Source organism: Marinicella meishanensis (assembly GCF_019931145.1).
Classification (GTDB): Bacteria; Pseudomonadota; Gammaproteobacteria; order Xanthomonadales; family Marinicellaceae; genus Marinicella; species Marinicella meishanensis.
Genome location: NZ_JAIOUV010000002.1, coordinates 223,353 through 248,129, shown reverse-complemented (window position 1 = coordinate 248,129; position 24,777 = coordinate 223,353). Strand labels below are relative to the sequence as shown.

Below are 24,777 nucleotides of genomic sequence, written 5' to 3'. Positions count from 1 at the left end.
TGTAAGATAAAGTTGACATGACCACAACAAACCAAGCCTTGGCCGATTGGGTCAAACAAGTGGCTGAATTGACTCAACCCGACCACATTCATTGGTGTGATGGCACGGCTGCCGAAGAACAACAATTCAATGACATGCTGTTGGCCGACGGCACCTACAAAAAACTCAACGAACAAACCCACCCCAATTGCTTTTTACACCTGTCCGACCCACAAGACGTGGCCCGGGTGGAGCATTTGACCTTCATTTGTACCGAAAACGAAATTGATGCCGGCCCCAACAACCACTGGATGGCGCCGGCTACAGCCCACGCCAAAATGGACGATTTGTTCCAAGGCTGCATGCAAGGGCGCACCATGTATGTGATTCCTTACTGCATGGGCCCGATCGATTCACCGATTTCTCGTTGTGGGGTGGAAATCACCGACAGTGCCTATGTGGTGCAAAACATGCGTTTGATGACCCGCATGGGTCAAGCGGCCTTGGCCCGCATTGAGCGGGAAGGCGGCTTTGTCAAAGGCCTGCATTCAACCGGTGAGTTGGACCCCAACCGCCGATTCATCATGCATTTCCCCGAAGAGTTGAGCATCAAAAGCTATGGCTCGGGTTATGGTGGCAATGCCTTGTTGGGCAAAAAATGTCATGCCTTGCGGATTGCTTCCTACCAAGCCAAAACCGAAGGCTGGTTGGCTGAGCACATGCTGATTTTGGGCATCAAAACCCCAGCCGGCAAACAACATTATGTGGCCGCGGCGTTCCCGTCGGCTTGTGGTAAAACCAATCTGGCGATGTTGATCCCACCGGCAGGTTACGTCAAAGATGGCTGGGAAATCAGCACCGTGGGTGATGACATTTGTTGGATGCGCCCAGGTGAGGACGGTCGCTTGTGGGCGATCAACCCCGAAGCCGGTTTCTTTGGTGTGGCCCCAGGCACCGCCGAAGACACCAACCCCAATGCCCTGAAAATGCTGTACCAAGACACCATTTTCACCAATGTGGCCGAAACCGAAGACGGCCAACCTTGGTGGGAAGGCTTGGATGACCGCACCCCGAAAACCGATTGGCAAGGTCGCCCATTCGATCCGGCCAATGGCCCGGCGGCGCACCCCAATTCACGCTTCACCGTTTCGGCCAAGCGCTGTCCCAGTTATTCGCCAGAATCTGAATCAGCCAGCGGTGTGCCGATTGATGCCATCGTATTTGGAGGTCGACGGGCCAGCTTGGTGCCGTTGGTGACCGAAGCCCGCGATTGGGAACATGGCGTGTTGATGGGCGCCACCGTGGCTTCTGAAACCACCGCTGCAGCCACCGGGGCTGTGGGCGTGGTGCGCCGAGATCCGATGGCCATGAAACCCTTCTGTGGTTATCACTTTGGTGATTACTGGGGTCACTGGTTGGGCATGCAAGAAAAAGCCGATCATTTGCCCAAGGTATTCACCGTGAATTGGTTCCGCAAAGACGCCGATGGTCGCTTCATGTGGCCAGGCTTTGGTGAGAACATGCGGGTGTTGGAGTGGATCATTGCCCGCTGCCAAGACCAAGTGGGTGCGCAAGAGACGGCCATTGGTCATTTGCCGCAAGTGGCTGACCTGAACACCGATGACCTGGACATGGACTTGGGTGTGCTGGACCAACTGCTGACGGTGGATGCCGCCGGTTGGCAAAAAGAAGCTGAATCGGTGACAGAATTCCTCGCCGAATTCGGAGATCGGGTGCCGCAAGCCCTGTATGACCAGCTGCAGACCCTGCAAGCCAAATTGGCTTGACTTCATAGTCAGCATCAGCAAAACCGCCGAAGGCCTTGATTGTTCAAGGCCTTTTTTTTGACCGCAAAATGGGGCCCGAAACGCATTGAAACAAGCGTTTGATAAATGTGACAAATTCAACCATTCTGTCACATTCGGGTGCTAGAATGATGCATCGCAAAGCGTTGCGACCACAGACCCCAACCCCTTCTACAGCTGCCATGACCGCTCTTGGTCTAGGTTGTTTGATGCGTGACTGGGCGTCTGCACGAATTAAAATTGAGGTATAGACAAAAAGCATATGAAATTGAAGACAATGATTAGTGCTGCGTTGATGGCAACGGGCATGGCAGGATCGGCACAAGCGGTTGATATCCTGGTGGAAAGTTTTGAAACCGATGGTAATGTCGGTACTGGAGATGGGCGCTACACCGCATCACAGCCTTTTAACGACGGCACCAGTGACCACTGGAACCGCACCGATGGTTCTGACATATCCAATGTGACGGCTGCTTACAGTGGCTTTGATGGCAGCTTCTTTTGGGCGGCTGAAGATGTCAACGACAATGGCGGCAATGGTTTGACTCCCCAAACCTTGGAATTCATTGACATCGACATCAGTGGTTATGAGAACTTGGCCTTCACTGGGTTGTTCGGTGCTGGAAATGCATTGGGTCCTGGAGCCAGCAACTATGATGCTGCTGACTTTGTGCGGGTGGAATACCGCATCGACGGAGCAGGCGCCGATCCTTACACTACAGGTGTTTGTTTTGGGTATTTCAATGCCAACAACGATGATTTTAACGAGCCATTTGGCTTGGACGCCGACTGCGACGGTGAAGCCGATGTTCCCTTGACCCAAGTGGTGCCTGCCATGGCTTCCTATGGGTTCAGTATTCCCGGAACCGGCAGCACTTTGGATTTATTGATCTCGGTCAGTGTAGATGCTGGCAGCGAGGAATTCGCCTTTGATGATCTGACTCTTACCGGTGACCTCACCGGCGTGGACAACGCCCCGGAAGTGACCTCAACCACCCCTGTCGATGCGGCGGTGGATGTGGCACGCACCAGCAATGTGTTGATCAACTTCAGTGAGGCTGTCGACATCGCTGCCAATGCGGTCAACATCGATTGCACCAGCAGTGGCATGCAAAACTTCCCGGCATCTTTAACCAGCAACGTCACCAACCTGGACATCGATGCGGCCGATTTTGACAACGCCGAAACCTGTACGGTGACGGTGGATGATGCCAGTGTCACCGACTTGGACGGCACCATCGATCCGATGGCGGCTGACTACGTGTTCAGTTTCACGGTGATTGATGATCTGGCACCCACGGTGACTTCGACCGATCCGGCCGATGGTTCGGTCGGTTTTGTCAATTCAAATGACTTGGTGATCAATTTTTCCGAAGCAATCGATGCCACAGCCAGTGCCATTACCTTGCTGTGTTCTGACTCAGGTGCGGTCACGTTCACCGGACTGCCGGTCAACGACCAAACGGTGGTGACGATCAACCCAGACAGCGATTTGGTGGACAGTGAAACTTGTGATTTGACCGTGGTGGCAGCTGAAGTCACCGACAACGACGGCACGCCAGATAACATGGCGGCCAACGTCAACGTGTCTTTCACCGTGGGTTTCCCGGTAGTGGAAATTTATGAGATTCAAGGGGCTGGTTTGGTTTCTCCTTTTGATGGTCAGCGGGTGACCACCTTGGACAACATCGTCACTGCGGTGGACACCAACGGATTTTACATGCAAACCCCGGACAACCGCGACGATGCCGATGCGCAGACTTCCAATGGCATCTTTGTCTTCACCGGTTCTCCGGTTCCGGTGTTGGTGGGTGATCAGGTGGACCTGACTGGTGATGTCATTGAATTTTTTGAACTTACTGAATTCACCAACCCAGGCACCTATGTGCTGAACATCGACAGTTCAGGCAACCCATTGCCAACTGCCATTGTGTTGGATGACAGTTTCCCTTCAGGTGATCCCACGGTGTTCCCGTGTGTGGCTGAAGCCTTGGCCTATGAGTGTTTTGAAGGCATGCATTTTGACATGCCCCAAGGCTATGTCAGTGCCGCCTCGGTGGCTTTCTTTGGCGCCAACCGCGATGACCAATGGGTGCGTGCCGGCAGCGCCCGCGCCTTCCGTGAGCCTGGCATTGAATTCCCTGGCTTACCCGGTTTGCCGGTGTTTGATGGCAACCCCGAGTTGCTGGAAATGGACGTGGATGCCTTGGGCTTGGATTTGGCCGCCAACAGCTACCCTGCGGGTTCTGAAATTGCTGTGACTGGAGTTTTTGGTTTTGACTTTGGCGAATATGAGATTTGGCCCTCCAGCGTCACGGTGTTGACCGAAAACGTGATCCCGGCAGCGGTGCGTGATGCGGTGACCGATGAAGTGACCATTGCTTCGGCCAATTTGTTCCGCTTGTTCAACGACGTCGATGACCCGGGTCCAGAGGACGATGGCCAAGTCGAAGACCCGGCCGTCTATGCCGCCCGCTTGCAAAAATTGGGTAACTATTTTGTCAATGACATGAAGTCGCCTGTGATCATCGGTTTGCAAGAAATTGAAAACACCGATGTGCTGAATGATTTGATCACCGCCATCACCACCGCCGGCGGGCCCGCTTACACCGCGGCCCTGGTGGAAGGCAATGACCAAGGCGGCATTGATGTGGCCTACCTGTATCAAACCGCTTTGTTGAGCAACGTCACCATCACCCAGTTGGGTGCGGCTGAAATCAACAGCTTTGATGGTTCCTTGTTGCATGACCGACCGCCCTTGCGTTTGGAGGGCGATGTGGCCTTGAGTCAGGATTCGTTGTCCTTGAATGTGTTGGTGGTACACCTGCGCTCACGCGGCGGCATCGATGATCCAACCGATGGTGAGCGGGTGCGCAGCAAGCGCTTGCAGCAAGCCAATTCGGTGGCTGTCATGATCAATGACATCATCACCGAAGACCCCGACAAATCCTTGTATGTGATTGGTGATTTCAATGCCTTTGAATTCACCGACGGCTATGTGGATGTGGTGGGTCAAATCACCGGTGAAGCGGTCGAAGACGACAACCTGGTGTGGGAAGCGCCGTTGTTTGCCGCCGATCCACTGACCCAAGCGGTGCAAACCCTGACTGCTGATCAGCAATATTCCTTTGTGTTCCGCGGTTCGGCGCAGGTGTTGGACAACGCGATCATGAATGACGTGGGCTTGATGAATTTGGTTGAAATGCAATACGTGCGTGGACAGGCTGACGCCAACCTCAACAACGAAGACGACGACAGCACCTCGTTGCGTTCAACCGACCACGACGGTTTTGTGTTGTTTGTGTACTTTGATACTGATCTGATATTCAAAAACAGCTTCGAATGACCGCATAAGCGCCCATCGAAACGACAACAGCCCACTTTTGTGGGCTGTTTTTTTTGAGGAGTATATTTCACAACACCACTGGTCGGCTCATCAGCCAGGCATGTTCTTTGACTTTGACGCCATCGGCGGTGGTGTAACGGTAGTAATTCTTGCGTTGGCCGATGTTTTTGAAAGCAAATTTCTCATACAACTTGATCGCGGCCTGATTGCTTTCACGCACCTCCAGCCACATCTGCTTGGCGTGGTTGATGCGGCTGATCAACAACAGGTGTGTCAGCATTTGTGAGGCCAAGGATTGCCGCTGAAATGCGGGGTTGACCCCGAGGTTGAGTAAGTTGGATTCTTCATAACCCATCATCATGAAGGCATAACAGGCCACTTGCTCAGGGGCACAGGCCAACACCCCTTTGTGACATTGGTAGCCTGCTGCCAGGCAATCGGCCATCAGTTTCTGCGTCCAGGGATTGGGGTAGATGCGTTGTTCAATGGCCATGACTGCATCCAAATCGGTGGTTTCGATGCGGCTGAATGTCAGGGTGGTGTCTGATGGTGTTTTCAAGGTTTGTTTCAAGGTCATGTTGCAGGCGGCCGTCAATTCGCTGCATTGTACATTGTTAAGAGCATGGTTTATCATACCATTGAAACCTGGGTGGCAGACAATGCACCCCAAGACGATCAATTCCCAATCAAACAGGACGCCCCATGGTTGAATCCGTACCCAATGAAGCCACCGAAAAAGACATCTCCGCGCTGAATGATGCCTTGAATGATGAGCGCATGCAGGCGGTTTCGCGGATCATCAACGGCATACCAGGGGCCGAAGTGGCCTTGTTTTTGGAATCCTTGCCGGTGGAAAAAAGGCAAGCCGTGTGGGAGCTGGTGGAAGACAATGCCCAAGGCGAGGTGTTGGTGTCGCTGCATGATGAGGTCAGGGACAACCTGATTGAAAGCATGGACACCGAGCGTCTGGTGGAGGCGACCCGGGATCTGGATCTGGATGACATGGCCGACATCATCGTCGACCTGCCTGAAGAGGTGTCCAACCAGTTGATCTTGTCGATGGACAAGTCATCGCGGGAGCTGCTGAACCGGGTGCTGTCGTATGACGAGGATTCGGCCGGTGGTTTGATGAACCCGGATGTGGTGACGGTGCGCACCGATGTCACAGTGGAGGTGGTCAAACGGTATTTTCAGTTTCGCGGTGATTTACCCACCCCGGTGGGCGACCTGTTCGCGGTTGGCCGCAAAGGTCATTATAAAGGCCGCGTGCCGTTGGCTGCCTTGTTGACCTGTGACCCCAAAACCCCAATCAAAGACATCATTGATGAAGACGCGCCGGCCATTTTAGACAAAACCCCGGCCAGTGAAGTGGCCCAAGATTTCGAGCACAATGATTGGATTTCAGCGCCGGTGGTGGATGAAAAGAACATCCTGATTGGCCGCATCACCATTGATGACGTGGTTGACGTGATGCGCGAAGAAGCCGAACGTTCGGTGATGCGCATGGCGGGTTTGAACGAGGAAAGTGACATGTTCGCCCCCATCATGGTGTCCTCCAAACGGCGGGCCATTTGGTTGGGAATCAACTTACTGACGGTGCTGTTGGCGGCCTATGCCATCGGTTTTTTTGAAGCCACCTTACAACAAGTCACGGCCTTGGCGATTTTGATGCCGGTGGTGGCCTCCATGGGCGGCATTGCCGGCTCGCAGACCTTGACCCTGATGATCCGTGGTATGGCCACCGGTCAGGTGGGCAGTGGCAACATCAGGGACTTGCTGTCCCGCGAATTCATGATTGGGGTGATCAACAGTTTGGTTTGGGCCATGGTCTTGGCCGGCTTGACCGCCTTGTGGTTCAAGAATTGGGATTTGAGTTTGGTCATGGCCATGGCTTTGGGCGTCAACCTGGTTGCCGGGGCCTTGGCAGGGGTGGTGATTCCCGTGATCTTGCGGCGCATGAGCATCGATCCGGCGATTGCCGGTGGGGTGGTGCTGACCACGGTCACTGATTTGGTGGGTTACGTGTCATTCCTGGCTTTCGGTACCTGGCTGTTGTTGTCCTGAAACAAGCCACCGTCGAATCAGCTGAACACCACTTTTTCGCGCACGTAACTGGGACTGACTTGGTTGATGTGGGTGGCCTGCTCTTGGAAGGAGTCTTGGGCCATGCGCAACAAAGTGCTGGCATCCGGCAAGGCCTCAGGCAACACCAGCGCTTGGTTGGGTCGGGACAGCATGCTTTTGAAAGCACTGCCGGCACAGACCTCATGACCGGCGGTGATGACCGCTTCGGGTGCCGACAAGGCATCCTCGCTGAGGCGTTTTAAGCGATCCCCCTCAAGCACAAAACTGGCCCAATAAATCTCACCCATGCGCGCGTCATTGGCGATCAACAGGCGGCCGCCATCCAGTGCTTGTTCATGCACCACCAGGTGGGCCATGTTGGCCAGGGTGGAAATGGGCAACACCGGTACCTCCAGCGCCAGTGCCAGACCTTGCACGATGGACATGGCGATGCGCACGCCGGTGAAAGCGCCTGGGCCTTGGCCAAACACGATGCCATCAATCTGGCTTTTGCACAGTGCCGCATCTGCCAACAACTCATCCAGGTGTCCCAACACCAATTCGGCATGTTGTTGGGGCGCCACTTGGGTGCGGTGGGTGATTTGTTGCTGGTGGAGCAGGGCCACGGAACAATTTTCGGTGGCGGTTTCGATGGCAATCAGGTTCATGGCTTGTGTGCCGGTTTAACGGTGTTAGAATGATCGTTTTATTATAATTGAATGCCATGAAATTTGTGATGATTCTGGGTTTGTTGTGGTGGCCAACGGCTTGGGCTGAAGATTACTTTTTAAGCCTCAAAGGTGAGCCGGTGCAGGGGGCGCTGATCATCGCCCAAACCAATCCAGGTGCCACTGTGGAAATAGATGGCTCGGCCACGGCGGTGACCGATGACGGTTACTTCATGTTTGGTTTTGGTCGCTTCGATGAAGCCAGCAAAACGGTGCAAATCGTGCATCAGGGCCACAGCTACTCGACCACTGTGCCGGTGCAAACCCGCTCTTTTCCCACCGAACGCATCGACGGCTTGCCCCCATCGAAAGTCAATCCACCGGCTGAGACTTTGGCCCGAATTGGTCGCGAGCAGGCCCAAGTCAAAGCCGCCCGGGCGGTGTGGTCAGAGCAGCGTCATTTTCTGGAATCCTTCATTTGGCCCTCGACCGGTCGGGTCAGTGGGGTCTATGGTTCACGCCGCATCCTCAATGGTGAGCCGAAACGACCGCACTATGGCATGGACATTGCCAACCTCACCGGCACTCCGGTGGTGGCCCCAGCCGGTGGCGTGGTGACCATGGCCGTCGAGGATCATTACTACACCGGTGGCACCATCATCCTTGATCATGGTTATGGCTTGAACAGCACCTACCTGCACCTGTCACAGGTCAATGTCCATGAAGGTCAAATCCTGGAACAAGGGCAAAAAATTGGTGAGATTGGGGCCACTGGCCGGGCCACCGGACCGCATTTAGACTGGCGCATCAACATCGGCACCGGTTTGCGTTTGGATCCGCAGTTGATCATTCCGGCTGCGCCCGCAGAGTGATTGCCGTCAACCGCTGAAGCCAGCTTCAGAATTTTAAACCCATGGCAAAGACCAAACAAATTGGCTTTTTCCGCCGACTCAGGCGCTGGCTGATCAGGTTGACACTGCTGTGGTTGGTGGTGACCCTGATGGGGGTGTTGTCGCTGCGCTGGTTCAATCCCCCCACCACGGCATTCATGTTGCAACGCGCTTATGGTGATGCTCACCCAGCAACGGAGTTGCGCCATCAATGGCGTGACTTGGCGGCCATTAACCCAGCTTTGGCCATGTCGGTGATTGCCGCAGAAGATCAAAAGTTTGCCGATCATTGGGGCTTTGATGTGGCGGCCATTCAGCAGGTGTTGGAAGACCGCCAAGCGGGCAAAAGTATGCGTGGTGCCAGTACCATCAGCCAACAGTTGTCAAAAAATTTATTCCTGTGGCCCGGACGCAGTTGGCTGCGCAAGGGCTTGGAAGTCTATTTCACCGCAGCCATCGAATCCCTGCTGCCCAAACGGCGGATATTGGAGTTGTATTTGAATCTGGTGGAATTTGGTGATGGCATTTATGGCGCCGAAGCCGCCGCGCAATCCATCTTTGGTGTTTCAGCGACCGCGCTCACTGCGCAACAATCGGCTTTGCTGGCCGCCCGCTTGCCGGCACCGAAAACCTACGCGATCAACCCACCCTCTGCATACATGCAACAGCGGGCACGCTGGATCCAACAACAAATCAAACAACTGGGCAGTGAAGCCTACCTGGACCAGTTGTAGCGCTCACTGGATGTCACCTGCGACCGGTCACGCACCAGCACCTCTTGCGCTTGTACCTAAGGCTTCTCAACACATCCCAATTGATTCAATACAAATAACACTCCATGCCACTGCGGTAAAGGCGGTCATAGACACCAATGGTGCCCAATGCCGACAACACCTCACCTTCCACTTCGGTATTGTGTTCGGTGTCACCCGGGTAGCTGGCAAAACCGCCATCATTGTCTTGCATGGTCAGCAAATAGGCTTTGGCAGCGGCAATGGCCGGTGAATAAATTGGCATCGGCATCCGTTCATTGGCGGCAATCAAGGCCAGAGTCGCATAAGCGGTCGACTGGGTGTCTTGGTCGCTTGCATCGGGTGCAGCCAAATTGGAGTGCCAGTAAAACGAACCATTGGGGTTTTGTAAACTGACCAGATAGTCAGCCAGGTCTGCCAGGTTGTCAATGCCATTGACCCCATCATGCAGGGGCGCGTTGATCGCTGGAAAATTCAGCCGATTGATCCTGGCCAAGCCCAACAACCCGCCGGCAACGCCGATGACATCGCTGTAAACGTTGTCAGGATCGGTCCGGTCCAAAGTGCCCAAGCCGGCCCAAATGGCTTGTTCAAACGAGCCGGACTGGATGGGGCGACAATGTCTCTGAGCAATCAGCACCAAACTGGAAAATTCCCACGGCCTGAGGTTAACCCAAGTCCCGGTACGGGCCGTTTCAACCGCCGCAATCCAACCGGCGGTGTCCCAATCGGCGTCACTGTAGGTCCCGGCTTCCAAGGCCGCAAAAAACTCCATTTCAGTGAAGTCATGGTATGTGTCATCACCGGTATCGCGGCTCAAATGCCACATTTGATAGGCTGTGAAGGCGCCAAATCGGGCCTCGGCATTGCCGTACTGGTGGGTCAAATCATAATCTCCAGCGGCCGTCATCACCCCCAAATAACCCAAATTACTGTCCATGAGGTAGGCTTGGCGCACCCCGTCGATGATGGGTGGGGTGATGTTGTTATAGGTGTTGTCGCAGTCATTGTGTGGCCAGCCAAAACCACCATTGGGACACTGTTGAGCCGCAATGTGGATGGCGCCGGCTTCGATGGCCTGCTGGCTGGTGCGGGTGTGGTGCCCGTTGGCTGGTTCATTGGCCACATCGACTGCAACCACATACGAGCCTTGAGTGGTCACGATGGGATGAATCTTTTGTTTTGCTTGAACCATGAAACAGCACAGGCTCAACACGGTCATTGTCACAGTTTTCATCGTTTTCCCCGGTGGTGTCTGTCAATTAATGTAACTTCATCATACCGGCTGTCACCGCTTGACCACAACCGATTGGACTGAAATGTCGCCAAAGCGCAGAAAAACAGCCCATTTTGGGGCAATTGGGCCCAAGCCGGTGGGCTTGGCAGCCTCTGGCCAAGCCAAGTGCCCAAGATCGTCAGTGTCATTCCCTGCAAAAACGCCCCAATTGCTTGCAAGCTCACACCAGTCACTGCATGGCCTTGGAGGGTCGCTGCAATGGGGTCCCTATGTCCCAGGCTATTTGCTATCTTGTTGGTTCTTAACAGTTTTGAGGTAAACAATGGCAGCAATGAAACGATGGGCACTGTACCTGGTTATGGTCTGTGGGGTGGGACTGGCGCAAGAAGATGATTGGGTGGTTACCACATTTTCTGAAGCCCGTGCCAATGGTGATATTTTTGTGGCCGACAATGGTGATGTGTTCATCAACGACTTTGGCATCCCCTCAGCGGGCAATGGCACCACCATGGTGAAAATCACCCCAGACGGGCAGGCATCGGTGTTTGCCTCCGGCCTGAGTTTTGCCCCATCAGGCATCGTCATGGATGCCAGTGGTGACCTCTACGCCGCGACCTTCAATGGGGGTGATGTGTACCGCATCAGTGCCAATGGCAGCCCAACCGTGGTCAACAGTGGTTTGGCCGGCCCGGTGGGACTGGCGGTGGATGACAACAACAACCTGTATGTGGCCGAATGCTCCGCCAACCGCATCAGCCGCTTGGTCGGTGGCAGTGCCCAAACCGTGGGCTTCATCCAAGGCGGTTGTGCCAATGGTTTGGTTTGGGGGCATGATCAAGCCCTGTATGTGTTGGCTTGGCAAACGGGCAACATTTTCCGCATGGATTTGTCGGGTAATGTGTCTTTGTTTGCGACCATCCCGGGCGGTGGTGGGCATTTGGAGTTGTCAGGTGATCACTACTACGTGTTGGGGCGCACCGCGCACAAAGTCTATCGGGTCGATTTCGCTGGCAACGTCACCACCTATGCCGGCACCGGCATCGATGGTCAAGGCGATGGGCCCTTGTTGGAAGCCACTTTTTCCAGACCCAATGGCATTGGCGTGCACCGACCGACGGGTGAATTGTATGTCACCGGCACCTCTTTACAGACTTTTGTGCCGATCCCAATCCGCAAAATTGCCCCGGACACCAGCGTCCCCAGCAATGACTTTCTGATCAATGCCGGATTGGCAGGATCCTGGGTGGATCCGGCCGCCAGTGCCCAGGGGGTGGTGCTGGATATCATCCTGACCGATGGTCAGCCAGATGCGGTGTTGTTTTGGTTCACTCATAACGATCAAGCGGCCGATCCAGACACCGAACTGGATGGTTTTGGTTCCAGACAAAACCGCTGGTTCACGGCCTCCGGTTCGGCCAACGGTGCGGTGTTGGAGATGCCGATCTTCAGGTCATCTGGTGGCCAGTTCAACCTCGATGTGCCGGTGACCACCGAAGCGGTGGGTAGCTTGCGGTTGGAGTTTTTCAGCTGTTTCGAGGCCCGATTGGATTATGAATTTGATGCCCCAGGGGCGCCATCCGGTGGCATGGACTTGCAACGCATCACGCCGGATATTTGGTGTGAGTCGCTGTTGGCCGAATGAATATGGCCAGATCATGACATTGGCCTGGCCGGTGGCGCTGCCACCGGTCAGCCTTGTTCCACCGCAAAGAATTCTTTGATCGCTTTGATCTTACTTTGGGCCACCGCGATTTCATCGCCTGACTTGAGGGTGATCAGTCCCGAACCTTTGGTTTGATAAGCCTCCACCCCATCCATGTTGACTATGGCACTGCGGTGCACCCGCAGGAAATTGGGCGGTAACATGGCTTCCAGCGACTTTAGGGTGGCACGCATGGAATACACCATGTCTTGCTCTTGACAATGGATGTTGACGCAGTAATCATCGGCCTCGATCCAATCAATGTCTTCGATGGAAACGATTTTATAGGTGTTGCCCACTTTGATTTTCAGCACCGAAGTGTTTTGGTCTTGTGCGGCCTTGTGCTGGTAGTACATGTTCAGGTCTTTTTGCGTTAATTCACTGAGTTTCAGCACCTGCACCGTCAATTGGTTGTTCTTGCTGTGTAAATAAAACACCATGGACAAAAAAGTGTAGCCAAACACATAGGTGGGCACTTTTTGGAAGGTGTAAAAGGTGAAATATTCAGCCCAAATGCGGTGTGCAGTAAAGGCATCTCCAACGATGGCAATTTCAACCACTGACATACTGAGTATGACCGCGAACAACAACACAAAGATCAAACCAATGGTCTTTAAAATGTCTGTGACATGCAGTTCATCCAAGTCTGCCAGTTTTTTGATGTGCCACCACAAAGGGATGGCAAACAGCAAAAACAACAGCCACTTGCGAATTTGTGAGGTGAACAAATCGAGAAAGGTGGCGGTGAGGCTGATTTCGTACAGGCGCACGTAAAACAATTGCTGGGCGGCTTCAAACACCATCATTGAGGCACAGGTGATGGCCGCAAAAACGATGATGAAGGTGTTACTGGGGTGGCGTTTGATGGTTTGCATGATCAAAGATTATGTTCGATTGTGAATGGCTTGTCCATGGGTGATTCAGTCGTTGCTGAGGGTGATGCTTGGGCTGGTTGCAGCACCTTGGTGATTGACGCCGGCCAAAGTGGCCACCGTACCCACCGCCGTTTTCACCACCTGGGTCATGAAGGCGGTGTCCAGGGTCGCCAGGCGATCGGTGCTTTGGTGGTAATGCGGCGTGCGGAAATTGGCCCCATCGGTCAAAAACAAGGCGTCGACCCCCAAATCCCAGAATGGGGCGTGGTCACTGCGGCGAAAATTGAAATCACCGTCATCGGTGACGGCAGTGATTTTCAATTCGGGCACGTGGGTGGCACCGACTTGCATGAAGGTGTCACTGAGGGTGTTGGCAAAGTGGCTCTTGATGTTGTAAATGGAGGTGTCGGCATTGGGAAAATTCACGCATTCAGCCTGACCCCGACAGGTGTAACCGATCATCTCAAAATTGAGCAAACCCCGGATGTCCTCATTCGGGTCTTTGTTGTTGGCATAGAAACGGGCGCCGAGCAAGCCCAGTTCTTCTTGGTCAAAGCCAATGAATTTGAGGTGGGCTTGGCTGTTGAATTGCGACAACACCCGCAGCGCCTCCAACATGCCCGCAGTGCCGGTGGCGTTGTCATCGGCCCCTGGGGTGCCGCCCACAGTGTCGTAATGGCCGTCGATGATGTACACCGCATTGGTGTCCGTTTGCGCCGGTAAGGTGCCGATCAAATTGATGCCAGTGGCTCCAATCTGATTGAACGGTTGTTCGGTCATCACAATGGGCCCGGTGGCCATTTGTTGGCGGATGTAATTGCGTGCTGTGGCCAAGCCTTGGGGGCCAAATTGGTGGTGTCGCACGCCTTCCAGGGCGGCGATGTCGGCCATCAGGCGCTGCTCGCTGACCGCATCAACGATGGCTTGGAGGGTGCTGTATTGGCGGTCATCTGCCACCACTTTGATTTGAACCTCAGCCAACCCCAACGCTTGAAAGCCCAAGTCTTGGGTGTGGTGCCACACCACGGACTTGCGCTCTCCGGTCAGCACGGGATAGCTGACATGACCGCTGAGGTGGGCCGCTGGAATCTCATAAACCTGGTTGTTGGGGCCCAGGGCTTGGAATGACAGGTCCAGGAAATCTTGCTCGGCATCGGCCAGATCAAATTCGATGCGAACACCGCCTTCACCTTCGGTGACGAGGACATTGGTCACCGAAGGTGGGTAATTCAATTGACTCAGCTGGGGTGGGCTGTTCTCCACGTAATCGGCACAGGACACATCGGGGGTCACCCGGTTCAACGGGATGGTGTCACTGAGGTTGAATTCGTCCAGTTGAAAGGTCAGCTCAGCGCTGGTGCAACTGGTGAAGGACAGGGTGCCCAGGCCCACTTGAACATTGTTGACGGCGGTGGCGGTATTGAACAAGCCGTTGTCGGTGCGAAAAATGGACAGTTCAGCCACCGAATCCTGATACACGCCTTGTAAGGTCAGCCAGTAAGGGGCGTGGGGGTCCGCGCCATCGGGCACATAAGTGAACCAGCCCGCAAACAACACCTGGCCTTCAGGAATCACATCGATGAACAGGCCTTGCCCCGGCACCGCGTTGTTGTGCCAAGTGCCGGCCAAACCAGGATTGATGGGGATGTTGGCTTGGCTGATGCCTGTCAACAGCAGCCCGATGAGGGTGAGTTTTTTCATGATTTGATCAGGTGTTTGATGCAAACACCTTAAGCCACAAACCCAAGCCAGTCATGCTTGCTGCAGTCAATGGGCGTCTTCATGCAGCCAAATTCATAAAAAGATTGGGTCGGATTCAGTTTTGCTGTTTGACCAATTGCAACCAATCTGATCGCTGCAATGATTTGAAATCATACAGCTCAGGGTCTGCCAGGTGCGAGGGCACCACATGGCTCATGGCTTTGGCGATGTTGTCGACCCGACCTGGGTTGATTTGGTCCCATTGTTGCAGCATGAGTTTGATCGCCTGGCGTTGCAGGTTTTCTTGGGAGCCACAGAGGTTGCAGGGGATGATCGGGTAGGCTTTGTATTCGGCGTATTGAATCAAGTCGCGTTCGCGGATGTAAGCCATGGGACGAATCACCACATGCTGGCCATCGTCACTGCGCAATTTGGGCGGCATGGCTTTGAGTTTGGCGCCAAAGAACAGGTTCAAAAACAAAGTTTCCACGCTGTCATCCTGATGGTGACCCAAGGCAATCTTGTTGCAGTTCAATTCGTCGGCCACGCGGTACAAAATGCCGCGCCGCAAACGCGAGCACAAGCCGCAGGTGGTTTTGCCTTCAGGGATGATCTCTTTGACGATCGAGTAGGTGTCTTCTTCGATGATGTGGAAGGGCACCCCCAATTCGGTCAAATAGTTCGGCAACACATGCGCGGGAATGCCCGGTTGCTTTTGGTCCAAATTGACCGCGATCATTTCGAAGGAGAAAGGGGCTTTGCGCTGGATCAACTGCAGCAGTGACAACATGGCATAGGAATCTTTGCCACCGGACAAACAGACCATGATGCGATCGCCGGCTTCCAGCAGACCAAAATCCCCCGAGGCTTTGGCCATTTGGCGCCTGAGTTTATGTTCCAGCTGGATCATGGGGCCGTGGTCGTGATGCATATTGATGATAAATGGGGAAAAGTGTTGAATGATGCGGTAGAATTTTATCTCAGTCAAACAATATTTCAAAATCGGCATGACATTGAGTCAAAGTGAAATCGTACAACGGATGTCCGAATTACAAAACGAACACCGTGAACTGGATGAAATCATCAAGGTGCTGATCAACTCCGGGGAAGTCGATGAGTTGAAGATCAAACGCTTAAAAAAACGCAAGTTGCTGATCAAAGACATGCTGATCTGTTATGAAAATATGTTGATTCCAGACATTGACGCCTGACGGTTTGTCCCCACATCTTGACCTATACACACAGCGATAACACCATGAAGTCACTCAAGCACAACGCGGTTATTTGGTTCAGCAGCTGCCTGTTGATGGCGCTCTTGCCAGCAGCCCAAGCCTACCAAACCCCAGACCAAACCCCCGAATTCATTCAGTTTGTTGATGAACCTGGCAACAAAGCTTTACAGGTGTCCATTGTGCGTTACCAACCACGCACCGGCGGTGAGCAAACCGTTGATTTGGTTGGTGCCGTGCATGTTGGTGACCAGCGCTACTACCAGGAATTGAATGACTTGTTCAAACAATATGACGTGGTGTTGTATGAATTGGTGGCCCCCGAAGGCACCGTGATTCCCAAAGGCGGGGTGGCCACCACTGGCACCTTGTCCAAGATTCAAGTCGGTTTGAAAGACCTGTTGGGCTTGTCTTACCAGATGGAAGAAGTCGATTACACCAGCCAACATTTTGTGCATGCCGATTTCACCCCCGAAGAATTCCAAAAAAGCATGGATGACAAAGGCGAATCGATTTTCAGCATGATGTTCAACATGTGGCGGGCCAGTTTGTCCCAACAACTCAGTGGTCAATCCACCGCCAGTGATCTGGAGCTGTTGATGGCCCTGGTTTCCTCCGACCGGCAAAACGCTTTGAAAACAGTGATGGCCAAAGAATTGGCCAATTCCACTGACCTGATGCAAGCCCTGGAGGGTTCAGAAGGGTCGACCATTGTCGCCGAACGCAACAAAAAAGCGCTGCAAGTGCTGCAACGAGAAATGGCGAAAAACGCCCAGTCTTTCGCCATCTTTTATGGGGCCGCCCATTTGTCCGATTTTCACCAGCGCTTGGTCAGCGACTTTGACATGGTGCCGGTCTCTACCCGTTGGGTTGATGCCTGGCAATTAAAATGATGGATCAAAAGCCGCTGGCAAAGATCGGATCGTAATCCAAATCATAGATCGGCGGTAAGTCGCTGCCATTGATCAGGCCCAATGGGGTGTAATCGGTGTAGTCCGGGAAGATGTAACCCAGGAACCGATTTTGTTGGCGTTTGATCAACACCTCACTGACCACATCGCGGTAATCCACCGTCACATCGACGTCACCACCCTCGAACAATTGGTTGGGGGCCAAGCCGGGGAATTGGCCATAGAAGCCACCATTGACCTCATCCCCAATCACAAACATCGGGTTGCCATAGCCATGGTCGGTGCTGTTGTCACTGTTTTGGTAGGCCCGACGACCGAATTCGGTGTGCACCACGATGGTGAAACGGCCATTGTGGGTGGCGGTCAAATCCTGGTACAGGGCATACAAGCCAGCGGATAAATTGGCCGTCAAATCGGCAAATTGACCCTGGGTGCCGGTGCCTTGACCCACGTGGGTGTCCCAGCCGCCGGTGGGCACATAGGCCACTTCCAGGTTGACGTCGTTCTTGTACAACTGCGCCACGGTGCGCAATTGATCGCCCAAAAAGCTTTCTGGATACACCGCGCCATTGCCGGGCACATAGTTGTCCCAATCGATGGCTTGGATGATGGCCGACGCATTCAGGGTTTGGTGGGCCACCAGTTGTTCCAAGGTGGTGGGGTTGGCGCTGAGTTGGGTCAGGATGTTTTGCATCGACTCTTCCCAGGCCCAATGCCCGTCGGACAAGGCGAATTCCTGGGGGTTGGCCATGACCAGCGCCGTGGGGTCACCCAACACCGCGTCGGTGTTGTTGTAAGAAGGCACGATGGAAGGCATCACCGCATCATCCGGGGTGTGCAATGACGAGTTGAAATAGCGGGTTAACCAGCCGGTGTCCAGGCCGGAGATGCCTTGGGTGCCCAGTTCCATGTATTTGGTGGCTTCAAAATGAGAGCGGTTGGCCTCCAACAGGCCCGTGGCATGGATGATGGCCATCTTGTCTTGGTTGAATAAGGTGGCCAAACCACTGGCTGAAGGGTGCATGCCGAAGGCCGTTTGACCATTCAGGGCCAAGGACATGGAATTGGGAATGTGTAAATTGGGACGCAACACATCGCGGTATTGGATGTAGTCAGGGCCAGACCTCGGAGGCACCATGTTCAAGCCATCCATGCCGCCATTGAGGAACACATAGACCAACAAGTCGCGGCCACCGCCATTGGAGCCGCCACGCAATAAGGTGTTGGCAAAACCCAGTTGTAAGCCACCCATGCCGGCCACGCTGATCAGGCCGCTGCCTTTGAGGAAATTTCTTCGATTCACTTTTTTCATGGTCTGCTCCTTATCGGTAACTGAATTCTGCGGTCAGAAAAATGGTGGACACCACCGCAAACAACCGTTCGCTGTTGTAGCCTGGCCAGTCATTGCTGTAGATGTCAATCGGCGCATTCAAGTCACCCACGACCGGGTTGGTGTTGTCATCGTATGACATGAACTCGGCCAGCTTGCTTTGCACGCCCGGATCGGGTGGAAAGCCACAAGCCCGTTCATACCAGAAATTCACCAGGTTGTTGGCGGTGCGGTCACTGGCATTGGGGATGCCGTTGGCGGTGATGTTCAGGATGTTGTTGAACGGCACATCACCGTTGTTGCCATCGCGAAAGCGGCTGGTCCATTGGATGAATTTCCAGGTTGACATGTTGCTGGAGGCGCCCAGCCAATGGGCTTTGACATCGGGGTAGCCGTTGGGCGAAGTCCAACCAAAGGGCGGTTGGCCAGAGTCCTGAAAACCCCAGTGGTGCCAGCTGGCATATTCATTGGTGGGGTCGAAACTGAAGTTGTATTCAATCTGGCGCAAGGCGGCCATGGTGCGTTCAAAGGGCCGTTTGATTTTTTCGCCCCAGGTGTTCAAAAACTCAGTCGATTTGAGCAACACTTCCATGGCGATTTTGATTTGATCGCTGGCTTGCCAATTTTGCTGCAGGGCATCGGCCACTTGGCTCACCACCCCAGCCGGCGGTTCATCGGCGATGAAACGGCGACACAATTTGGTGGCCAGGAACTCGGCAGTGGCGGGGTGCTCGGCCAACATGTCAAGGATGTCATTGACGTCTTTTTCCGGGTCATTGGAATCATAAAAGAAGTCCACTCCCATGACCCGTTTCACACCTTGGTCATGCCAGTCAGAGCGGAACATGAACAAGCCAGTGGGGGCCAGGTTGAGGTTGATCGGTGGTGGGTCATACAGGTATTGGTAGTCTTGCCAGGAGGCGCCGGAGAAAGACCACCCGGTCAAAGCCCGGGACAACTCCAGCACATCGGCTTCGACGTAGCCGGTGCGTCGACCTTGGCCATCAACCGGCACATCATCCCAAGGCATGTGGCCAAAATAATTTTTGGCGCTGATGGTGTGCAGTTCCAGCAGTTCTCGGGCATAGTTTTCATTCGGGGCCGATTGTTCATTGACGCCATTACCAAGGTAAGACAACATGGCATTGGAGCGGGTCACCTCGTATAACATGTCGCGAAAATTACCCAAGGCATTGGGTCGGATGACGTCGCGGTCATAGTGCACAAACATCGGTTGGATGTTGTCCCCTTCGATGTACACATTGAAGTGGTTGTGCCAAAAGTCGGCCATCATTTCAAACAGCTGTCGGTTGCTGTTGATGCCGCGGATGAAGGCGGCATAAATTGTTTCGCGACCTGGGCGGATGTGCACGTCCCAGGGAATGTCTTCACCACCGGGGATGTGAACGTGTTCCTGGAAGAATTGTTGTTGGGTTTTGTTCAAGGTGGAAAATCCTTGGTTCAGCATCAGGTCCACCGCGCTGTCGTCAATGGTGGCTGGGTCCAGTTGCTCATCAATGTAAGCCAAAATTCGGTCCATCTCGGTGGCGCCTGGCAGGCTGTTGATGTGGTCAATGTCTGCGGCCCTGGGGCCAAAGGCCATTTTGCTCAGCACCCGGTGGGTGAGGTTGGGCGTGGCGATGCTGCCATCCAAGTCCCCCGGTTTGATTGACAAACTGGGCGTAGACTTGGTGGTCAATGTGCTTGATTTGGTGGCTTTGACGGGTGATTCAGATTTGGGCGCCTTGTTCAAGGCGGCGGATTTGTGGTACTTTTTGGCGAATATATTCATGTGGCCCCTGCAATTTTTTAGCTGCTACCAATTTAGGTCTTGTGCTGCCGTGGTTGTGAGAAACAGTTCACACAACCAACCAAAAGCGCTTGTCAAAGCCTGTCTATTAGCACAAATTTAACTTTTCAACCGGCATTTTGCTTACAATTGAGCGGGCATGAACACCACCCAACAAAACACGTCACCTTTGGCCAAAAACCGCTTACTGGCGCCCACATTGCTGGGCCTGCTGTTGGCCACCGCCGCGCCGTTGTTGGCCCGCACACATGTGGTGACGGTGCAAGACAACTCATTCAGTCCGGCCAACATCGTGATTGAGGCCGGCGATACGGTGCGTTGGATCAACCAAGGCCCCGGCGCGCACAACGTCTACGCCGTGGGGAAATTCCGTTGTGCCAATGGCTGCGATGCCGAGGGTGGTGACGGCAATGCCGCGGCCAACAATTGGGTCGCTGAAGTGACTTTTCGGGTGCCCGAAACCGTGGCCTATGAATGCCAACCCCATGTCCAGTTCGGCATGGTGGGGACCGTGGTGGTGCAAACGCCGAGCAGCGGGACCACGCATGAAATCAATGCCCAGCCGGACAACAGCTTTGTGCCTGATGATTTGACGGTTTTGGCCGGTGATGTGGTGTTGTTACAAAATCAGGGTGGTGAGCACAATTTCAGAACCCTGGATGATTCGCTGGTCTGCGCCGACGGCTGTGAAGGTGATGGCCAATTGGTTGACACCGATCCCACCGGTTTTCAATGGGAAAACTATGTGCGTTTCTATGAGCCGGGTGAGTACCCATACCATTGCGCCAATCCAGCCCACACCAGCCAAACCGGCATCCTCAGGGTCCTCAGTGACGTGTTGTTCGCCAGCGATTTCGAGTGACCCAGACGCCACATTGGTGGTTTCTTCACTGGGCTTTGGGTAAAATAACAAGCCCCACAAAACCAAGCAACACCCATGACTCGATTCACCGGAACTGACCAATACGTAGCCACCGATGACCTGCAGTTGGCGGTCAATGCCGCCATGACCCTGGAACGCCCTTTGCTGATCAAAGGGGAACCGGGCACCGGCAAAACCATGCTGGCCGAAGAAGTGGCCGCGGCCATGGGTAAAAAACTGATCAGTTGGCACATCAAATCCACCACCAAAGCGCAACAGGGCTTGTATGAATACGACGCGGTCTCGCGCTTACGTGATTCACAATTGGGTGATGCCAAGGTGCATGACATCAAAAACTACATCAAACAAGGTAAACTCTGGGAAGCCTTCACCGCCAATGAGCAAGTGGTGTTGTTGATCGATGAAATTGACAAAGCCGACATTGAGTTTCCCAATGACTTGTTGGTGGAGTTGGATAAAATGGAATTCTCGGTGTATGAAACCGGTGAAACCGTGCGGGCCAAACAGCGGCCCTTGATCATCATCACCAGCAACAACGAAAAAGAACTCCCTGATGCGTTTTTGCGTCGCTGCTTTTTCCATTACATCACCTTTCCCGACAAAGCCACCATGCAAGCGATCATCAAGGTGCACCACCCGGATTTGAAAAAAAGCATGCTCAATGCCGCCCTGGAGGTGTTTTTCGAAGTGCGCGAAGTGCCGGGTTTGAAGAAAAAACCCTCGACCTCTGAATTGATCGATTGGATCAAATTGTTGGTGGCCGATGACATTCCTTTGGATGCCCTGCAAAACAAAAGCATCAAAGAAGCCATACCGCCCTTGTATGGGGCTTTGCTGAAAAACGAGCAGGATGTGGAAATGCTGCAAAAACTGGCTTTCATGATGCGCCGTCATGGTTGATGGTGGCGTGTTGGCATGCTGATCGATTTTTTTTACACCCTGAAAAAAGCCCACTTGCCGGTCACAGTCAAGGAGCTGTTGGTGCTGCTGGAAGCGCTGGAAAAGCAAGTGGTGTTTGGCTCCATCGATGGATTTTACCAATTGGCCCGCATGACCATGGTCAAAGACGAAAAGCACTACGACCGCTTTGATGTGGCCTTTGGTCACTATTTCCATGACCTGGAAATGATCGAAGACTTTGATTCGTTTCTGATTCCGCATGACTGGTTGAAGCCGGATTGGATCAAGCACCTGAGCGATGAAGAAAAGGCCCAGATCGAGGCCCTGGGTGGCTTTGAAAAGCTGATGGAAACCTTGAAAAAGCGCCTCGAAGAACAACAAAAGAAACACCAAGGCGGCAACAAGTGGATCGGCACCGGCGGCACGTCGCCTTTTGGTCATGGCGGTTACAACCCAGAGGGCATCCGCATTGGCGGCGAAGGGCGCCACAACCGGGCCACCAAAGTGTGGGAAAAGAGGGCATTCAAGAACCTCGATGGTGGGGCGGAAATGAACACCCGCGCCATGAAAATGGCCTTGCGCAAGCTGCGCAAATTCGCCCGCACCGGGGCCGCCGACGAATTGGATTTGCCCGGCACCATCAAGTCCACCGCCGACAACGCTGGCTTGCTGGATTTGAAAATGCGCCCAGAACGGCACAATGCAGTCAAATTGTTGGTGTTCTTTGATGTCGGTGGTTCGATGGATTACCACGTGCAGCGCTGTGAAGAACTGTTCTCGGCGGTGCGGGCTGAATTCAAGCACCTGGAGTATTTCTATTTTCACAACTGCATTTACGAAAAACTCTGGCAGGACAATGACCGCCGTTGGCAGGAAAACATCAGCACCTGGGACGTGTTGCATACCTATCCGCATGATTACCACGTGATGATCGTTGGCGATGCGGCCATGTCGCCGTATGAGATCACCGAACCGTTCGGCAGTGTGGAACACATGAATGAAGAGTCTGGGGTCACCTGGATGCGACGGCTGACCGCCCAATGGTCCAAGCTGGTGTGGCTCAATCCGGTTCCCGAGGAATATTGGTCTTACACCCACTCCACCCAGATGTTGCACAAGTTGGTCAATCAACAGATGTTCCCTTTGACCTTGAACGGCTTGCAGGATGCCATCGATGCCTTGGCCAAATGATGGCTTGGAGTCAACAAACCCTGGGTTATAATCATGCCCTCATTAACAACGCTTACCAGCCATGAATGACGCCCCTGCGATCGCCTTGAATGTCGCCATCCTCACCGTCAGTGACACCCGCACCCTGGAAACCGACACTTCGGGCATGACTTTGCAGCAAGGGGCTGAGGTGGCCGGGCATGTGGTGGTGGCGCGAGAATTGATTCCTGACGATTTGTTTCATATCCGGGCGGTGGTGTCGGGCTGGATTCATCAGGCCGACATCGATGTGGTGTTGGTCACCGGCGGCACCGGTTTCGCTGCCCGTGACGTGACCCCCGATGCCATAGCGCCCTTGTTGGTGCAACACATCCCAGGTTTTGGTGAGTTGTTTCGCCAACTGTCCCACGCCGAGGTGGGCTCATCGACGGTGCAATCCAGGGCCCTGGCCGGGATCGCCAACTGCACCTTCATCGCCGGTATACCGGGCTCCACCGGGGCCTGCCGCACCGCTTGGGATCAAATCTTGAAGGCGCAATTGGACAACCGCCACAAGCCCTGTAATTTCGTGGCCCAGCTGCGCGATGCCTGAGCGCAGCATTTGACCCGACAGCCCATCACTGCCGAGCTTTGAGCAAGGCCCGAATTTCTTTCAGTTCAATTTGAATTTGATCCAGCTGGGTCAGTTTGTTTTCGCTGTTTTCCAACAGGCGTTCGCGTTCATGGGCGGCGTTTTCTTTTTCCAAGACATTGACCACGATGCCAATGACCATGTTCAAGAAGGCAAAGGCGGTGAAGAAAATGAACGACAGGTAAAAGGCCCAACTCAAGGGGTAGGTGCCCATGGTTTCATACATCACGTCGGTCCAATCTTCAAAGGTCATCACCCGGAACAAAGTCAACATGCTGGTGGCGATGTCGCCCCACAACACCGGGTTGATTTCGTTGAAGAAGAAACTGCCGACCGCGCCGTAAATGTAAAAAATGATGAACAACAACAGCATCACATAGGACAGTTGTGGCATGGCTTTGATCAGGGAGTTAATCAGCACCCGCAGTTCGGGCACGATGGAGACCATCCGCAACACCCTAAACACCCGCACCAAGCGACCCACCAGGGCCATTTCTGAGTCTTCGATAGGGATCAAGCTGACCACCACAATCAAGGTGTCGAAGACATTCCAGCCACTTTTGAAGAAATTGCGCTTGTCATCGCTGGCGATGAAACGGATGGTGATTTCGACCAAGAAAAACAGGGTGATACCGATGTCGGCATAGGTCAAAAAGATCACAAAAGGTCGCGGTAAATGATAGGTTTTGGCGCCAATCAACAAGGCCGATAAAATGATGACTGAGACCACAGTCCACTCGAAAATTTTATTTTCGTGTATGCGTTTGAGGGTGTCTTGCATGCCGTTTGCTCGTGAAGTTATCCACCCCCCTTTATAAGGTTTATTGTGGTGAAGTCAACGACAGAAACAAAAAAAGCCAACCTGAGTGGTTGGCTTTGCTGGCTGCTGCTGTG

Annotated in this window: 21 protein-coding genes; 12 read left to right on the top strand and 9 right to left on the bottom strand. The window is 53.7% G+C overall.

Annotated elements, in window-relative coordinates:
• Positions 1 to 17 precede the first annotated feature (17 nt).
• Positions 18 to 1,766: a phosphoenolpyruvate carboxykinase (GTP) gene (locus K7G70_RS03610; protein ID WP_223787235.1), complete on the top strand. Its 1,749-nt coding sequence runs from the start codon at positions 18 to 20 to the stop codon at positions 1,764 to 1,766.
• A gap of 295 nt (positions 1,767 to 2,061) precedes the next feature.
• Complete coding sequence (locus tag K7G70_RS03605) at positions 2,062 to 5,130, top strand: Ig-like domain-containing protein (RefSeq protein WP_223787473.1); 3,069 nt, start codon at positions 2,062 to 2,064, stop codon at positions 5,128 to 5,130.
• A 67-nt stretch (positions 5,131 to 5,197) separates the two neighbouring features.
• Here K7G70_RS03605 and rimI read toward each other — a convergent pair whose 3' ends face one another.
• Positions 5,198 to 5,707: a ribosomal protein S18-alanine N-acetyltransferase gene (gene rimI / locus K7G70_RS03600; RefSeq protein ID WP_223787234.1), complete on the bottom strand. Its 510-nt coding sequence runs from the start codon at positions 5,705 to 5,707 to the stop codon at positions 5,198 to 5,200.
• 125 nt (positions 5,708 to 5,832) lie between these two features.
• On the opposite strand from rimI, the gene mgtE reads away from it, so the two are divergent.
• Positions 5,833 to 7,194: a magnesium transporter gene (gene mgtE, locus K7G70_RS03595; RefSeq protein WP_223787233.1), complete on the top strand. Its 1,362-nt coding sequence runs from the start codon at positions 5,833 to 5,835 to the stop codon at positions 7,192 to 7,194.
• 17 nt (positions 7,195 to 7,211) lie between these two features.
• Here mgtE and tsaB read toward each other — a convergent pair whose 3' ends face one another.
• Positions 7,212 to 7,862: a tRNA (adenosine(37)-N6)-threonylcarbamoyltransferase complex dimerization subunit type 1 TsaB gene (gene tsaB, locus K7G70_RS03590; RefSeq protein WP_223787232.1), complete on the bottom strand. Its 651-nt coding sequence runs from the start codon at positions 7,860 to 7,862 to the stop codon at positions 7,212 to 7,214.
• A 56-nt stretch (positions 7,863 to 7,918) separates the two neighbouring features.
• On the opposite strand from tsaB, the gene K7G70_RS03585 reads away from it, so the two are divergent.
• Both K7G70_RS03585 and mtgA read left to right on the top strand, forming a co-directional pair.
• Positions 7,919 to 8,734 (top strand): M23 family metallopeptidase, encoded by an 816-nt coding sequence (locus K7G70_RS03585; protein WP_223787231.1) that lies wholly within the window; start codon positions 7,919 to 7,921, stop codon positions 8,732 to 8,734.
• A 41-nt stretch (positions 8,735 to 8,775) separates the two neighbouring features.
• A complete protein-coding gene (mtgA, locus tag K7G70_RS03580) occupies positions 8,776 to 9,486 on the top strand; it encodes a monofunctional biosynthetic peptidoglycan transglycosylase (protein WP_223787230.1) in 711 nt (236 codons plus the stop codon).
• A gap of 85 nt (positions 9,487 to 9,571) precedes the next feature.
• Here mtgA and K7G70_RS03575 read toward each other — a convergent pair whose 3' ends face one another.
• Positions 9,572 to 10,699, bottom strand: a complete 1,128-nt coding sequence (locus K7G70_RS03575) for a prenyltransferase/squalene oxidase repeat-containing protein (protein WP_223787229.1) — start codon at positions 10,697 to 10,699, stop codon at positions 9,572 to 9,574.
• Between the two features lie 373 nt (positions 10,700 to 11,072).
• Here K7G70_RS03575 and K7G70_RS03570 point away from each other — a divergent pair, with 373 nt between their 5' ends.
• Complete coding sequence (locus K7G70_RS03570; protein WP_223787228.1) at positions 11,073 to 12,383, top strand: NHL repeat-containing protein; 1,311 nt, start codon at positions 11,073 to 11,075, stop codon at positions 12,381 to 12,383.
• A gap of 47 nt (positions 12,384 to 12,430) precedes the next feature.
• Here the strand turns inward: K7G70_RS03570 and K7G70_RS03565 are convergent, their stop codons facing one another.
• The 3 genes from K7G70_RS03565 to ttcA form a co-directional block, all read right to left on the bottom strand.
• Entirely contained in the window at positions 12,431 to 13,318 is an 888-nt protein-coding gene (locus K7G70_RS03565; protein ID WP_223787227.1) for a LytR/AlgR family response regulator transcription factor, read from the bottom strand.
• A 45-nt stretch (positions 13,319 to 13,363) separates the two neighbouring features.
• Complete coding sequence (locus K7G70_RS03560; RefSeq protein WP_223787226.1) at positions 13,364 to 15,019, bottom strand: M28 family metallopeptidase; 1,656 nt, start codon at positions 15,017 to 15,019, stop codon at positions 13,364 to 13,366.
• Positions 15,020 to 15,134: 115 nt separating this feature from the next.
• On the bottom strand, positions 15,135 to 15,929 hold the full coding sequence (gene ttcA, locus K7G70_RS03555) for a tRNA 2-thiocytidine(32) synthetase TtcA (protein ID WP_223787225.1): 795 nt from the start codon (positions 15,927 to 15,929) through the stop codon (positions 15,135 to 15,137).
• A 97-nt stretch (positions 15,930 to 16,026) separates the two neighbouring features.
• On the opposite strand from ttcA, the gene K7G70_RS03550 reads away from it, so the two are divergent.
• Both K7G70_RS03550 and K7G70_RS03545 read left to right on the top strand, forming a co-directional pair.
• Positions 16,027 to 16,230 (top strand): DUF465 domain-containing protein, encoded by a 204-nt coding sequence (locus tag K7G70_RS03550; protein WP_223787224.1) that lies wholly within the window; start codon positions 16,027 to 16,029, stop codon positions 16,228 to 16,230.
• Between the two features lie 44 nt (positions 16,231 to 16,274).
• The gene (locus K7G70_RS03545) at positions 16,275 to 17,141 is read left to right on the top strand and encodes a hypothetical protein (RefSeq protein ID WP_223787223.1); all 867 of its coding nucleotides are present in this window, start codon (positions 16,275 to 16,277) and stop codon (positions 17,139 to 17,141) included.
• Between the two features lie 4 nt (positions 17,142 to 17,145).
• Here K7G70_RS03545 and K7G70_RS03540 read toward each other — a convergent pair whose 3' ends face one another.
• A complete protein-coding gene (locus K7G70_RS03540) occupies positions 17,146 to 18,471 on the bottom strand; it encodes a DUF1501 domain-containing protein (RefSeq protein WP_223787222.1) in 1,326 nt (441 codons plus the stop codon).
• A gap of 10 nt (positions 18,472 to 18,481) precedes the next feature.
• Positions 18,482 to 20,281 carry a DUF1800 domain-containing protein gene (locus K7G70_RS03535; protein ID WP_223787221.1) on the bottom strand — a complete coding sequence of 600 codons (1,800 nt, stop codon included), beginning with the start codon at positions 20,279 to 20,281 and terminating at the stop codon, positions 18,482 to 18,484.
• 157 nt (positions 20,282 to 20,438) lie between these two features.
• On the opposite strand from K7G70_RS03535, the gene K7G70_RS03530 reads away from it, so the two are divergent.
• The 4 genes from K7G70_RS03530 (at position 20,439) to moaB (ending at position 23,844) form a co-directional block, all read left to right on the top strand.
• Positions 20,439 to 21,161, top strand: coding sequence for a cupredoxin domain-containing protein (locus tag K7G70_RS03530; protein ID WP_223787220.1), 723 nt, complete (start codon positions 20,439 to 20,441; stop codon positions 21,159 to 21,161).
• 75 nt (positions 21,162 to 21,236) lie between these two features.
• Positions 21,237 to 22,082, top strand: coding sequence for an AAA family ATPase (locus tag K7G70_RS03525; protein ID WP_223787219.1), 846 nt, complete (start codon positions 21,237 to 21,239; stop codon positions 22,080 to 22,082).
• Between the two features lie 15 nt (positions 22,083 to 22,097).
• Positions 22,098 to 23,273, top strand: coding sequence for a vWA domain-containing protein (locus K7G70_RS03520; protein WP_223787218.1), 1,176 nt, complete (start codon positions 22,098 to 22,100; stop codon positions 23,271 to 23,273).
• 61 nt (positions 23,274 to 23,334) lie between these two features.
• Complete coding sequence (gene moaB, locus K7G70_RS03515; RefSeq protein ID WP_223787217.1) at positions 23,335 to 23,844, top strand: molybdenum cofactor biosynthesis protein B; 510 nt, start codon at positions 23,335 to 23,337, stop codon at positions 23,842 to 23,844.
• Positions 23,845 to 23,869: 25 nt separating this feature from the next.
• On the opposite strand, the gene K7G70_RS03510 is transcribed toward moaB, so the two are convergent.
• Positions 23,870 to 24,664 (bottom strand): ion transporter, encoded by a 795-nt coding sequence (locus K7G70_RS03510; protein ID WP_223787216.1) that lies wholly within the window; start codon positions 24,662 to 24,664, stop codon positions 23,870 to 23,872.
• Between the last annotated feature and the right edge of the window lie 113 nt (positions 24,665 to 24,777).